11 protein-coding genes are annotated in these 12399 nt (G+C 72.8%); 7 read left to right on the top strand and 4 right to left on the bottom strand.

Going from position 1 to position 12399, the window contains the following annotated elements; genetic code table 11:
* The first annotated feature begins 202 nt into the window (after window positions 1-202).
* The 5 genes from ACO1BR_RS02520 (at window position 203) to ACO1BR_RS02500 (ending at window position 4717) form a co-directional block, all read left to right on the top strand.
* Complete coding sequence (locus ACO1BR_RS02520) at window positions 203-436, top strand: hypothetical protein (RefSeq protein ID WP_426793373.1); 234 nt, start codon at window positions 203-205, stop codon at window positions 434-436.
* 202 nt (window positions 437-638) lie between these two features.
* Window positions 639-1319, top strand: coding sequence for a TetR/AcrR family transcriptional regulator (locus ACO1BR_RS02515; RefSeq protein ID WP_426793372.1), 681 nt, complete (start codon window positions 639-641; stop codon window positions 1317-1319).
* Window positions 1320-1341: 22 nt separating this feature from the next.
* Window positions 1342-3003, top strand: coding sequence for an FAD-binding dehydrogenase (locus ACO1BR_RS02510; protein WP_426793371.1), 1662 nt, complete (start codon window positions 1342-1344; stop codon window positions 3001-3003).
* Window positions 3000-3812: an SDR family oxidoreductase gene (locus tag ACO1BR_RS02505; protein WP_426793370.1), complete on the top strand. Its 813-nt coding sequence runs from the start codon at window positions 3000-3002 to the stop codon at window positions 3810-3812. Before ACO1BR_RS02510 ends, ACO1BR_RS02505 begins: the two co-directional genes overlap by 4 nt.
* 281 nt (window positions 3813-4093) lie before the next feature.
* A complete protein-coding gene (locus ACO1BR_RS02500) occupies window positions 4094-4717 on the top strand; it encodes a TetR/AcrR family transcriptional regulator (protein ID WP_426793369.1) in 624 nt (207 codons plus the stop codon).
* 36 nt (window positions 4718-4753) lie between these two features.
* Here the strand turns inward: ACO1BR_RS02500 and ACO1BR_RS02495 are convergent, their stop codons facing one another.
* Window positions 4754-6220 (bottom strand): aminopeptidase P family protein, encoded by a 1467-nt coding sequence (locus ACO1BR_RS02495; RefSeq protein ID WP_426793711.1) that lies wholly within the window; start codon window positions 6218-6220, stop codon window positions 4754-4756.
* A 128-nt stretch (window positions 6221-6348) separates the two neighbouring features.
* Window positions 6349-8091, bottom strand: coding sequence for a PP2C family protein-serine/threonine phosphatase (locus ACO1BR_RS02490; RefSeq protein WP_426793368.1), 1743 nt, complete (start codon window positions 8089-8091; stop codon window positions 6349-6351).
* 535 nt (window positions 8092-8626) lie between these two features.
* Here ACO1BR_RS02490 and ACO1BR_RS02485 point away from each other — a divergent pair.
* Both ACO1BR_RS02485 and ACO1BR_RS02480 read left to right on the top strand, forming a co-directional pair.
* The gene (locus ACO1BR_RS02485; RefSeq protein WP_426793367.1) at window positions 8627-9337 is read left to right on the top strand and encodes a bifunctional DNA primase/polymerase; all 711 of its coding nucleotides are present in this window, start codon (window positions 8627-8629) and stop codon (window positions 9335-9337) included.
* Window positions 9338-9579: 242 nt separating this feature from the next.
* Complete coding sequence (locus ACO1BR_RS02480; RefSeq protein ID WP_426793366.1) at window positions 9580-10221, top strand: hypothetical protein; 642 nt, start codon at window positions 9580-9582, stop codon at window positions 10219-10221.
* Between the two features lie 236 nt (window positions 10222-10457).
* Here the strand turns inward: ACO1BR_RS02480 and ACO1BR_RS02475 are convergent, their stop codons facing one another.
* Together ACO1BR_RS02475 and ACO1BR_RS02470 are read right to left on the bottom strand one after the other, a co-directional pair.
* Window positions 10458-11426: a DUF5926 family protein gene (locus tag ACO1BR_RS02475; protein ID WP_426793365.1), complete on the bottom strand. Its 969-nt coding sequence runs from the start codon at window positions 11424-11426 to the stop codon at window positions 10458-10460.
* A gap of 196 nt (window positions 11427-11622) precedes the next feature.
* The gene (locus ACO1BR_RS02470) at window positions 11623-12174 is read right to left on the bottom strand and encodes an ATP-binding protein (protein WP_426793364.1); all 552 of its coding nucleotides are present in this window, start codon (window positions 12172-12174) and stop codon (window positions 11623-11625) included.
* Between the last annotated feature and the right edge of the window lie 225 nt (window positions 12175-12399).

The following is a 12399-nucleotide window of genomic DNA, read 5'->3' as shown; positions in this document are numbered from 1 at the left end:
CTTTTTCGGTAGAATTGCCGGTGGTTGAGACGACTCGACGGGCGGGGGCCGGCACATGGGTGGTACGTCATCGGCGCATCCGGAAAGCGGAGCGGACGGAGTTCCCGAGTCCAGGGAGCGGGAGCGGGCTCGGCCGAGTCGGCCTCCGGAGGACCGCAAGGCGTCCGGTGCCAAGCGCGGCGCCGCACCGAAGCGTTCCGAGGTGAAGCGGATAGCCCTCAAGCCGCCCGGCCCCGGACCGCTGCGTGATCCCGACCGCTGCGGCGATGAGCAGCCCGACCCGCTCGACTCGTTGCTGAAGAAGGCCCGCCGGGGTGAGGCGATCGCCGCGGCCGGAGGGAAAGAAGAGAGCGGAGACCGGGACCTCTACGACGAAGAGTGGCGCGCCCACGATCGTCACGGTCCGTACGGCCAACACCGCCGCCGTCGGAACTGATCAACCGGAGTCGTGAGGACGCCGCCCGCGGGTGCTCCGCGGGCGGCGTCCCGTGTGCGGGTGCGCGCGCCCCGACCTGTCCCGTCCCGCCCGGCACGTCCTTGTGGCACTCCCGCCTCCCTCTGGCCCCGTGCGTCCCTTGTCGATACATCCATGCATCGGATACGTTCATGTATCGAACGACGGTCGAGGACGGGTCCCGATGCCGACTACCCCTGAGCAGACGAGCGCGCGGCAGGCCGCGCCGCAGCGCGTCACCGCCCGCCGGGGCCGGACCCGGCGGCGGCTGCTGGACGCCGCGCTGGAGGTGTTCGCCGAGACCGGCTTCGGGCGGTCCACCGTCGAGCAGGTCTGCGAGCGGGCGGGCTTCACGCGCGGTGCGTTCTACTCCAACTTCGTCTCGCTGGACGAGCTGTTCCTCGCCATGTGGGAGGAGCGTTCGGCGCGGCTGCTCGACGACCTGCGGGCCGCGCTGGCGGACGCCCCGGCGGCGACGCCGCGGGAAGCGGTGCGGGCGGCGCTGGAGGCGATACCCGTCGAGGACGCCTGGTTCCGGGTCTCGGCGGAGTTCACCGCGCACGCGCTGCGGAATCCGTCCCTCCGCCATGTCGTGGTCGCCCGCGAACAGGCCATCCAGGACACCGTCCTGCCGGTCGTGGTGGCCGCGCTGGAGCGGGCCGGCCGCCGGGTCGCCGATCCGGCCGCGCTCGGCCACGCCCTGGTCGCCGTCCACGACGGGACCGCCGTACAGGTCCTGATGGAGCCGGACGAGGACCGTGTCCGCGAGCGCCGTGCCGCGCTCTTCCTGAACGTGCTGGACGCCTACAGCACCCCCGCACCGCCCGACCGGCCGCCCACCGCGCAACCGCCGTCACCGTCCTGAGGAGCCGTCATGAGGAGCCGCCATGAGCGACGACGCTGATGTCATCGTCGTAGGAGCCGGGCTCGCCGGCCTGGTCGCGACGTACGAACTGACCCGCGCGGGGCGCCGGGTGATCGTCGTCGACCAGGAGAGCGAGGCCAACCTCGGCGGCCAGGCGTTCTGGTCGCTGGGCGGGCTGTTCCTGGTCGACAGCCCGGAGCAGCGGCGGGTGGGCATCCGCGACTCCCGGGAGCTGGCGCTGGCCGACTGGCTGGACTCGGCGGGCTTCGACCGCGAGCGCGAGGACCACTGGCCGCGCCAATGGGCCCATGCCTACGTGGACTTCGCCGCCGGGGAGAAGCGCGACTACCTCTACCGGCTCGGGCTGCGGGTGACGCCGACCGTCGGCTGGGCCGAGCGCGGGGCCGGCACCGCGACCGGGCACGGCAACTCCGTCCCCCGCTTCCACCTCACCTGGGGGACCGGGCCCGAGGTCGTCCGGGTGTTCGCCGAGCCGGTGCGGGCGGCGGCCGAGCGCGGGCTGGTGGTCTTCCGGCACCGGCACCGGGTCGACGAGCTGATCGTGGAGGACGGGGCCGCCGTCGGGGTGCGCGGGACGACGCTGGTGCCGTCGGCCGAGCCGCGCGGGGTGGCGTCCTCGCGCGAGGCGGCGGGGGAGTTCGCGTTCCGGGCGCAGGCGGTGGTGGTCACCTCCGGCGGCATCGGCGGCAATCACGAACTGGTCCGCAAGAACTGGCCGGTGGACCGGATCGGCCCGGTGCCCCGGTCGATGATCACCGGGGTGCCGGCCTACGTGGACGGGCGGATGCTGGAGATCACCGAGGGCGCCGGCGGCTCGATCGTCAACCGCGACCGGATGTGGCACTACACCGAGGGCATCAAGAACTGGGACCCGGTCTGGCCCGACCACGCCATCCGGATCATCCCCGGGCCGTCGCCCCTGTGGCTGGACGCGACCGGGCGGCGGCTGCCCGCCCCCCTCTTCCCCGGGCACGACACGCTCGCCACCCTGCGCCACATCGTGCACACCGGGCACGACCACACCTGGTTCGTGCTGACCCGGGCGATCGTGGAGAAGGAGTTCGCGCTGTCGGGCTCCGAGCAGAACCCGGACATCACGGGAAAGGACCTCAAGCTCGCGCTGTCGCGGGTGAGGAAGGGGGCGCCGGGCCCCGTCCAGGCGTTCCTCGACCGGGGCGAGGACTTCGTCGTACGGCGGACCCTGCGGGAGCTGGTCGCCGGGATGAACGCGCTGGAGCCCGCAACGCCCCTGGATTTCGCGCGGGTTGAGCGGGAGGTGACGGCGCGGGACCGGGAGGTGGGGCACGCCTTCTCCAAGGACCTCCAGCTGATGGCGGTGCACAACGCGCGGGAGTACTGGCCGGACCGGCTCACCCGGGTCGCCAAACCGCACCGTCTGCTCGATCCGGCGCACGGCCCGCTGATCGCGGTACGGCTGCATCTGCTGACCCGCAAGACGCTGGGCGGGCTGGAGACCACCCTCGACTCGCAGGTGGTGCGCCCGGACGGGTCGGTCTTCGACGGGCTGTACGCGGCGGGCGAGGTCGCCGGATTCGGCGGCGGCGGGGTGCACGGCTACAACGCGCTGGAGGGCACCTTCCTGGGCGGCTGCATCTTCTCCGGCCGGGCGGCGGGGCGCGCGCTGGCCCGGAGCCTGGCGTGACCGGGGCGCCGGCGGCCGGCCGGACCGCCCTGGTGACGGGCGCCTCCTCCGGGATCGGGGCGGCGGTGGCGGCGGCGCTGGTCGCCCGCGGCTACCGCGTGCTGGGGACCAGCCGCGACCCGTCGGCGGTCCGCGCGCCTGTCCCCGGCGTCTCCTACCTCGCGCTGGACCTCACCGACGAGGCCGGCATCGAGGCGTGCGCCGCCGCCGCGGGCCCGGTCGACGTACTGGTCAACAACGCCGGGGAGAGCCAGAGCGGCCCCTTCGAGGAACTGCCCATGGACGCGGTGCGGCGGCTCTTCGAGCTGAACGTCTTCGGCGCGGTGCGGCTCAGCCAGCTCGTGCTGCCGGGCATGCGGGAGCGCGGCTTCGGCCGGGTGGTCATGGTCGGCTCGATGCTGGCCAGCTTCCCGCTCGCCTACCGCTCCTCGTACGTGGCGTCGAAGGCCGCCGTCAAGGGCTTCGCGAGCGCCGCCCGCCGCGAGGTCGCCCCGTACGGCGTGGCCGTCACCACCGTCGAACCGGGGTCGATCGCCACCGGCATCAGCGAGCGGCGGACCCAGTACCTCGCCGCCGACTCGCCGTTCGCGGACGGCTACCGCACGATGGTGGCCGCCCTGAACGCCAACGAGGCGAACGGGATCTCCCCGGCCACGGTCGCCGCGACCGTCGTCAAGGCGATCGAGGCCGCCCGCCCGAAGCCGCACTACGCGGTCGGCAGCAACGCCCCCGTGGTCTTCCTGCTCCGCCGGCTGCTGTCCGACGGGGCGGTGGAGCGGATGGTGGCGCGGCGGCACGGGCTGCGCTGACGACACCGGGTGCCGCGTCCGTCGCCCCTGCCAGGGCGGCCGGACATCGGCAACTCGGAAGATCACCGGGAGTGGCGGGAAATCGCCCTTGAAAGCTGGTGGGCAGCGCGGTCTCGTGGTGGGAGGACCTCCCCCGCGGCGTCCCCTTGCCCAGCGAGACCAGCGCGCACCAGGATTAACGCGAACTTGCTCGCGTTTATCTTTGTCGGACAATACTTGGCCAGAACCCGCACTGCAATCTGCACTACGGACCGCACTACGCACCGCACAACGGAGCCGCCGTGACGACCGCGCACCACCCCCCGGGCGAGACCCGCCCCGGAGGCCGGACGGCCCGCACCCGCCAGGCCGTACTCGCCGCCGTCTTCGCGGAGTTGGGCGAGGGCGGCTTCGCCACGCTCACCATGGAGCGGGTCGCCCAGCGCTCGGGGGTCCACCTCGCGACGCTCTACCGCCGGTGGCGCGGCATCGAGGGACTGGTCTGCGAGCTGCTCACCGATCTGAGCGGGAGCGTGCCGCTGCCGGACACCGGCACCCTCCCCGGCGATCTGCACGCACTGGGCCGCGCGATCGCGGCGTTCTACGGGGATCCCCGGATGCGCAGCCTGATCGAGGCGGTGGTCGCCGCCGGGGCCCGCGACCCGCAGGCGGCCACCGCGCTGCGGACCTTCTTCGACGAGCGGCTGGTGCTGGCCGGCGCGATGGTGGAGCGCGGCATCGCCCGCGGTGAACTGCCGGCGGACACCGACCCGAAGGCCGTGATGGCGGCCCTGGGCGCGCCCTTCTACTACCGGATCCTGATCGAACGCGACCCCGTGGACCCCGACCTCGCGGAGTCCGCGGCCACCGCCGCCTGGACGGCGGCACAGGCGGGCGCGTACCGCAGGAAGACGAACGGCGCGTAGCGGCGGGCCATCACCGCTACGCGCCGTATGGCGGGCCTACTTGCCGAGCAGCCCGGCCATCCACGCCTCGACCTCGTCCGACCGGCGCGGCAGCGCCGCCGACAGGTTGCGGTTGCCGTCCTCCGTCACCAGGAAGTCGTCCTCGATCCGGACGCCGATGCCGCGGTACTCCTCGGGGACGGTCAGGTCGTCCGCCTGGAAGTACAGACCGGGCTCGACGGTCAGCACCATGCCGGGCTCCAGCGTGCCGTTGACGTACGCCTCGGTGCGGGCCGCGGCGCAGTCGTGGACGTCCAGGCCGAGCATGTGGCCGGTGCCGTGCAGGGTCCAGCGGCGCTGCAGGCCCAGCTCCAGGACGCGCTCGACCGGGCCCTCGACCAGGCCCCACTCGACCAGCTTCTCGGTCAGCACCCGCTGCGCCGCGTCGTGGAAGTCGCGGTAGGCGGCGCCCGGCTTGACGGCCGCGATGCCCGCCTCCTGGGCTTCGTACACCGCGTCGTAGATCTTGCGCTGGAGGTCGGTGTACCGGCCGTTGATCGGCAGGGTGCGGGTGACGTCCGCGGTGTAGAGGGTGGTGGTCTCCACGCCCGCGTCCAGCAGCAGCAGCTCGCCGGAGCGGACCGCGCCGTCGTTGCGGACCCAGTGCAGGGTGGTGGCGTGCGGCCCGGCGGCGCAGATGGAGCCGTAGCCGATGTCGTTGCCCTCGACGCGGGCGCGCAGGAAGAAGGTGCCTTCGATGTAGCGCTCGCTGGTCGCCTCGGCCTTGTCCAGGACCTTGACGACGTCCTCGAAGCCGCGCACGGTCGAGTCCACGGCCTTCTGCAGCTCGCCGATCTCGAACTCGTCCTTGATCGCCCGGGCTTCGGAGAGGTACACCCGCAGCTCTTCGTCGCGCTCCGCGGTCACCTTGTCGCGCAGCGCCTCCTGGACCCCGGCGTCATGGCCGCGGACGACCCGGACCGGGCCGGTGGCCTCCTTGAGCGCACCGGTCAGCTCCCGGACGTCCTTGCAGGCGACGCCCAGCAGCGCCGCGGACTCGCTCAGGCTGTGCCGGCGGCCCACCCACAGCTCGCCCATCCCGTTCAGCCAGAACTCGCCGTTCTCGCGGTTCGAGCGGGGAAGGCGGTAGATCGTCGCGTCGTGGCCGTCGGCCCCGTCGCGGGGCTCCAGGACGAGGACGCTGTCGTCGGTCTGGTCGCCGGTGAGGTAGACGTACTCCGTCGAGGCGCGGAAGGAGTACTCGGTGTCGTTGGAGCGGGTCTTGAGGTTGCCCGCCGGGATCACCAGGCGCTCGCCGGGGAAGCGGGCGGACAGCGCCGCGCGGCGGCGGGCGGCGTTCGGCGCCTGCTCGATCGGCCGGAGGTCGTGCAGCTCGGTGTCGGCCCAGCCGCTCTTCATGTTCGCGGTGAGCTCGTCCGATACGCCCGGGTACAGGCCGTTCTTGCGCTGCTTGATCGGCTGCTCTTCCTCGTCCGGGGTCTCCGGTGTGAGCTCGTCGGTCACCATGCCTCCTTTTAAGGCTTTTAAGACTGAACCGCGTTCCATCGTAAGTGCGCACGGAAAACCGTCCAGAGGCATGAAGGTGTGACTTCTCCGGCGCCGCGGCCATGGGATGCCCGGCCGCGGCGCCGCTACTCCTCGAAATGCGCCGCCAGCAGCACCACGTCCTCCTCCGAGGAGGGTTCGTCGAGCCCCTGGGGCAGCATCACCCGCAGCACGTGGTCGACGACCGCCTCGGGGTCGTGCCGGACCGCCCGGGGCACGCCGGCGGCCGCGGAGTGCAGCCGGGCGAAGGCGCGGTCCATGGGCTCGCCGGTGCGGTGCAGCAGCCCGTCGCTGTAGAGGAGCAGGGTCTCGCCGCGGGCCGGTTCGATCTCCACGCTGGGCGCCTCCCAGCAGGCCAGCATCCCCAGCGGCGCGGACAGCGAGGTCTCCACGAACTCGGTCCGCAGATCGCCGAGGATCAGCGGCGGGCAGTGCCCGGCCCCGGCCAGCAGCAGCTTGCGGGGAGCGGGCCCCCCGACGCTCTCGCCCCCGGCCGGCATCGGGGCCGCGGGCGCCGCGCCCGGCGGCTCACTGAACGCGAACAGCGCGGTGGCGCTGCGGGCGGGCTCGGTCAGCCGCATCAGCAGTTCGAGGTCGGAGAGCACCGCGACCGGGTCCTCGCCCTCCATGACGGCGTAGGCGCGCAGCGACGCCCGCAGCCGTCCCATCGCGGCCACCGCGCTGGGCCCGGAACCGGTGACCGAGCCGATGGCCAGGCCCAGCGCGCCGTCCGGCAGCGGCAGCGCGTCGTACCAGTCGCCGCCGCCGCGCGGCCCGGTGCCGTGCCGCACCGCCAGCCGTACGCCGGGGATCCGCGGCAGCCGGCTGGGCAGCAACTCCTCGTGCAGGGTGCGGGCGGCCCGCCGGCTGCGGTGGAGCTCCAGGAGCCGGGCGAGGTGCTCGGAGGCGTGGGCGCGGTAGAGGCCGACGAGATGGCGTTGGCGGGCGCTGGGTTCGGCGGGTTCGTCGTAGAGCCAGACCGCGGCGCCGGTCCGGCCGACGGGGTCGGCGATGAGCGGTACGGCGTAGCTGGCGGCGTAGCCGAGGCGCGCGGCGACCTCGCGGAGGCGGGGGTCGAGGTCCTTCTCGCCGGGGATGTCCGGTTCGGCGATCTCGGTACAGGCGTCGGTCCCGGTGTCGTCGCCGGGCTCGGGGAGGCCGTCCAGTATCCGCGCGTACGACAGCGCGCGGCGCGGCACGGTCTCGATGTGGCCGATGTCGGCGTGGCCCAGGCCGAGGCCGACGGTGGTTTCGGGGCCGAGCCCGTCGGCCGGCGCCAGCACGACCAGTCCGCGGCGGGCGCCGACGAGCGAGGCGCCGGCCCGCAGGAGTTCGTGGAGGGCGTCCTCCAAGGTGCGGGTGCGGGCGAGCCGTTCGGTGAGGTCGTGCAGGGTGCTGAGGTCGGAGATCCAGCCGGCCAGCCGGTCCTGTACGGCGGCGATCCGGTCGGCGGGGGAGAGGTCGGGGGAGCCGTCCTGGGGGGTGGGCGCGGAGGCGTCGGACGGGCTGTCAGAAGAGCTGTCGGCAGAGGCATCGGCAGGGGACTTCGTCACGCGCGGGCCGTTAGTGTGCGTGGGAGCGGGGAGAGCTGGTTCGATTCCAGCCACTTTCGGTACGTGTGGGGCGCTCATGGCCGACAACCCACGTCGTGCCAGGCAAAACCCCAGGTCAGGCCGCAGATTCGTAGGGAGTGCGGCAATTCGTTGAGTGATGTTGTGCGGTACGTTCGGCCGCTCAATTTCCTCAATAGCATCGCAAACCCCCATGTCATGCTGCTCCGCTATCAATGCCTCCACATGTACACGCACCAGTGATGCGATGTCCAGCATTGTCCCGATGGGGTTTGTGGTGTCAACGAGGTCTGTAGATTGGCCTGAAAACAGCCCCCCGTGCGTCAATTTGAGGTCGACTGACGGCGATCAACAGCGCGTCATATCCACCGTGGCGGGTACGTACTCGGATAGGTGCCGGGCCAGTTGGGGCCGGACCGGAACTCTCCGGCGGGCACCGGCGTCCTATACGGCGACGACCGCGACGCACTCCCCAGTGGCGGGATGGCACTCAGGAAGCGCAAGCGCCATGCGCGCGCCACCCTCCGCCACGTTCCACGCTCGGCGTACGGCGTGATGCGCTGCCTCGTACACGGGGTGACCAGAGATCCACGTGTGGTGATCGATGCGCGAACGACCTCCGGGTCGCACAACCAGGTCGGCCGACCGAACCGCATGACCCAGGCCGCAGCACCACGACGTACTGGCCTGACGCAGCACAACGGCATGTGAACGGCATGCGCGACGGTGCCCAGGCACCGGCATGCAGTGCGATGGACCAGCCCTCGGCGTTTACGGAAAGGAACGAGCGCTCATGCGCGAGATCCTCGGAAGGCGACGCAAGCCCCTGTTCCGGCGCAGCGGCAGGTCGGCGCTGCTCGGCGCGGCGCTCCACTGCGCCACCGAGTGGCAATGGCCCGTACTCCCGGGCGTGGGACTCCGGCCTCCCGCCCGCCCGTCGGGCGGCGCCCGGCTCGGCCTCGGCGAGCGGGCCGCCCGCCGGTGCAGCTGCCCCGACCCGGACTGCGTGGTGCCCGGCGCGCACCCCTTCGACCCCGGCCTGCTGGCGGCCACCACCGACGCCCGGATGGTGCGCTGGTGGTGGGCCAACCGCCCCGATGCCCCGGTCGTCCTCGCCACCGGGGGCCGCGCGCCGTGCGCGGTCAGCCTCCCGGCCGTCGCCGGGGCCCGCGCACTGGCCGCCCTGGACCACTTCGGCGTGCGCACCGGCCCGGTGGTGGCCACCCCCACCCGCTGGTCGCTGCTCGTATCGCCGTACGGGCTACCGGAGTTGGGCGAGCTGCTGCACTCCCAGGACTGGGTGCCCAGCTCGCTGCGCTTCCACGGCGAGGGCGGCTATCTGGTGCTCCCGCCCTCCCCGACCGGCGCCGGGAAGGTCCGCTGGGAGCGCCCGCCGGCCGCCACCCCGGCCGCGCCCTGGCTGCCGAAGGTGGCCACGATCGTCGACGCGCTGGTCACGGCGAGCACCGGCACGCCGGACGGCGGCAGCCGGCTCGCGTACTGAGCGGAGGCCGTACGGGGGGAGGACGGGTGGCCGGGAGGCGCACGCGCCCGATTCATCCGTACGGGTGTGAGGGGCCCGTCCGACTACGGAAAATGGGTGTGCGGGCACCCGGTGCCACCCCCGCGGCCCGATAGGTTCGGCGCACCGTCCGGCAGTGCCGACGGCACTTTCTTCACTTTCTTCACCTGCCTCGCCGTCCTGTGCGTTCACCGCATCCCTCGTATCTCTCGCAAGTGGGTCCCATGCAGCGTGCGCGGATTCTCCGCCTCACCGGGCTCGCCGGCACCGCCGTGCTCGCCCTCGTCGTTCCTCTGGCCGCCGCGACGGCGGGCCCGGTGGATACGTTGTTCACCTCCGGCGCGCCGGACGCATCCGCGGAACGCCCCGCCGCGAAGGCCGTGTCGACCGCCGGCGGAGCGGACCATGACAAGGCCGTCCGGCGGACCGGCGCGCCCCGGAGCGCCGCCGACCCGCTCGCCGAGCTCGGCCTCCCGCTCTTCGCCGGTGCCCGCACCACCCACTGCGGCCCCGAACTCACCGCCCCGCAGGGCGTCACGGCCCAGACCTGCGTCCTCGCCGAGAACGGGCGGACCTGGGGGCGCACGTACTACCGGAACACGACGGGTGAACCACTGCGCACCGTGTTGACGCTGCTGCGTCCGGACGGCCGGACGGTCCAGGTGAACTGCGACGTACCGGCGGGCGACGAGCCGGGTGTCTGCGAGACGCCGAGCGGCACGACCGTCCGCAAGGCCGGGCTTCTGTACGGCGCGGTGGCGGAGGTCTCCGACGCGGCGGGGGAGCGGCTGCTGCTGCGCTCCGGCGGCAACTCGGCGCCGGGCGGCGGGGATTCGGGGCCGGGCGGGAAGGGCACGGGGCACTGACGGCCCCGGCCGGCGCCCAGGAGGAGCGTCCGGCGCCGGGCATGGAAGCGCCCGGTCGCTGGCGACGGGGGATGCACCAGCGACCGGGCTTCTAGAACCGTAACAAGAGATCGGCGGTTCGCAAATTCGATCGTGGAATTCCGGACGCCGATTTACCGGAAGGTACCGGGAGTTGCGCCGAGAGCTGTGACAGGCGTCACTTCCATGATCGCTTCGTCGTCATCGCCGCGTCACTGTCAGCTCAGGGTGACCTGACGGTTGGTGAGCCCACCGCGCGAGCGGCGCTCCTCCGGGGTCAGCGGGGTGTCCGTGGCGAGTGCCTTGGCCAGCCTCTCCTCGAAGGCCGCGGCCGGTCCGGCGACGTCCTCGGCGCCCATGGAGGACGGCAGGTCCCAGACCGGCACGACCAGGCCGTGGGCCCGGAACGAGCCGACCAGCCGGGTGCCTTCGCCCAGCGAGGCGGCGCCGGCCGCGTGCAGCCGGGCGAGGGCGTCGAGCAGCTTCTCCTCCGGGTGCGAGGTGACCCAGCGCAGGTGGTTCTTCTCCGGGGCCTCGCACCAGTACGCGCCCTCCAGGCCGGGGATCCGGGAGGTCGGGATGGCCGCGGCGTTGGCTCGTTCCAGAGAGGCGGCGACCTCGCCGGTGGCGTTCTCGGCGTTCTCCACCCAGAACTCGAAGCCGGTGTGGACGATCGGCTCAAAAGGTGCGTCCAGGTCGAGCAGATCCTGGAGCCGCGGCCCGTCGGCGGCGGGCCGCCCGGCGGCGACCGGATTGCCCGGCTCGGTGGTCAGCGCGCGCTGGAGGGTGTCGGCGAGATCCCGGCTGATGTCCCCCGACGCGGTGTCGTTCTGGAGGCCGAGCAGCACCGCGCCGTTGTCCCGGCGCAGCGCCGGCCAGGCCATCGGGAGCACGGTCGCCAGCGTCACCGAGGGCACGCCCTCCGGGAGCCCGCCCTTCAGCGTCAACTCGGCGGTGGCGGCGGGCACCAGCTCGCGCAGCGCCACCCAGTCGCACTCGCCGGGCAGGCCCTCGAACGGCCGCTGGACGAGCTCGGTGGCGGCATGTGCCGCCAGCCGCCCGTGACATGCCTTGTAACGGCGGCCGGAACCACACGGGCAGGGTTCCCGGGCGCCGACCACGGGCACCTCGCCGCCCTTGAACTGTGCTGCGGCGGCCTGGGGCTGGGGACGGCGTTTCTTGGCCATGGCGACGGTGTCTCTCCTGGTCGATCCGGACGTACGGACGCGTTTCGGCGCGAGCCTAGAGGATCGCGTACGCAGGTGTGGCACAGGCGCCGACCGGGTGCGGCGTGCCGCGACCGCGGCGGTCCCGCCGCCGCGTCGGCCCCTCGCGGGAGCCCGTCACCCCGTCATGCCGGCCGGGCGGCGGGCCGGATCGCCGTCACGTCAGATCGTCGAAGTCCGGGAACGCCAGGCCCGGAGTCCGGTGCGGCGGCAGGCTGTTGTGGCCGGTCCGGTTCGTCCCGTTCTTCCGGAGCGAGAGCGGGAGATCGGCCGTCAGGTCCACGCGCGTAGCGAAAGCGCCCTGAAGGGACAGTGCGGCCCAGACCGTCACCTCGCCGGGCGTGGTGTCGCGGACGCCCCAGTCCTTGGCGAGCGAGCGGATGATCGCCAGTCCCCGGCCGCCGTGCGCGGTGACCGAAGGAGTGGCCGGAACCGGGCGGGTCGGACCGCCGCCGTCGGTGACCGCGACGATCAGCCGGCCCTGGCCGTCGATGCGCCAGGAGGCGCGGATGCAGGCGGACGGTGCGCCCTGGGACCGTTCCCGCGCGGCGTCCGGAACGGACTCCGGTGACCGGTCCGCGTATGGCGACCGGTCTTCGTCTATCGGACGTGCATGTCGGCAGGAATTGCTCAGCAGTTCCGAAAGGACCAGCACCGCGTCATCGACGACGGTGTCCTGAACTCCACTTGCCAACAGCTCTTCTCGCATGCGTCGCCTGGCCGTGCCCACACCCGCTGGACCATGAGGTACGGCCATGATCGACGACGTCGGCACCTCTTGTGCCACCACCAACGCCACCCCCGAGACCTCCTTTGCCCCACGCCACGGGATGAATGCCCCAATGGACTGGACCGGAAACCGGCCAATCGGCACGTGGTGACGCACTCGACACCGGCGCATACGTGCCGAATGCGCCGGGGCACACCCTGTGAC

Origin of the sequence: Streptomyces sp. YGL11-2 (assembly GCF_050054615.1) — a bacterium.
In the GTDB taxonomy this organism is placed as follows: domain Bacteria; phylum Actinomycetota; class Actinomycetes; order Streptomycetales; family Streptomycetaceae; genus Streptomyces.
This window is presented reverse-complemented; position numbering and strand designations above follow the sequence as displayed.

What these genes read in the sequence shown, in the direction of transcription:
- ACO1BR_RS02515 (WP_426793372.1), top strand. Translation starts at nt 639, where the DNA reads ATGCCGACTACCCCTGAGCAGACGAGCGCGCGGCAGGCCGCGCCGCAG.
- ACO1BR_RS02510 (WP_426793371.1), top strand. Translation starts at nt 1,342, where the DNA reads ATGAGCGACGACGCTGATGTCATCGTCGTAGGAGCCGGGCTCGCCGGC.
- ACO1BR_RS02490 (WP_426793368.1), bottom strand. Translation starts at nt 8,091, where the DNA reads ATGCTGGACATCGCATCACTGGTGCGTGTACATGTGGAGGCATTGATA.
- ACO1BR_RS02485 (WP_426793367.1), top strand. Translation starts at nt 8,627, where the DNA reads ATGCGCGAGATCCTCGGAAGGCGACGCAAGCCCCTGTTCCGGCGCAGC.
- ACO1BR_RS02480 (WP_426793366.1), top strand. Translation starts at nt 9,580, where the DNA reads ATGCAGCGTGCGCGGATTCTCCGCCTCACCGGGCTCGCCGGCACCGCC.
- ACO1BR_RS02475 (WP_426793365.1), bottom strand. Translation starts at nt 11,426, where the DNA reads ATGGCCAAGAAACGCCGTCCCCAGCCCCAGGCCGCCGCAGCACAGTTC.
- ACO1BR_RS02470 (WP_426793364.1), bottom strand. Translation starts at nt 12,174, where the DNA reads ATGCGAGAAGAGCTGTTGGCAAGTGGAGTTCAGGACACCGTCGTCGAT.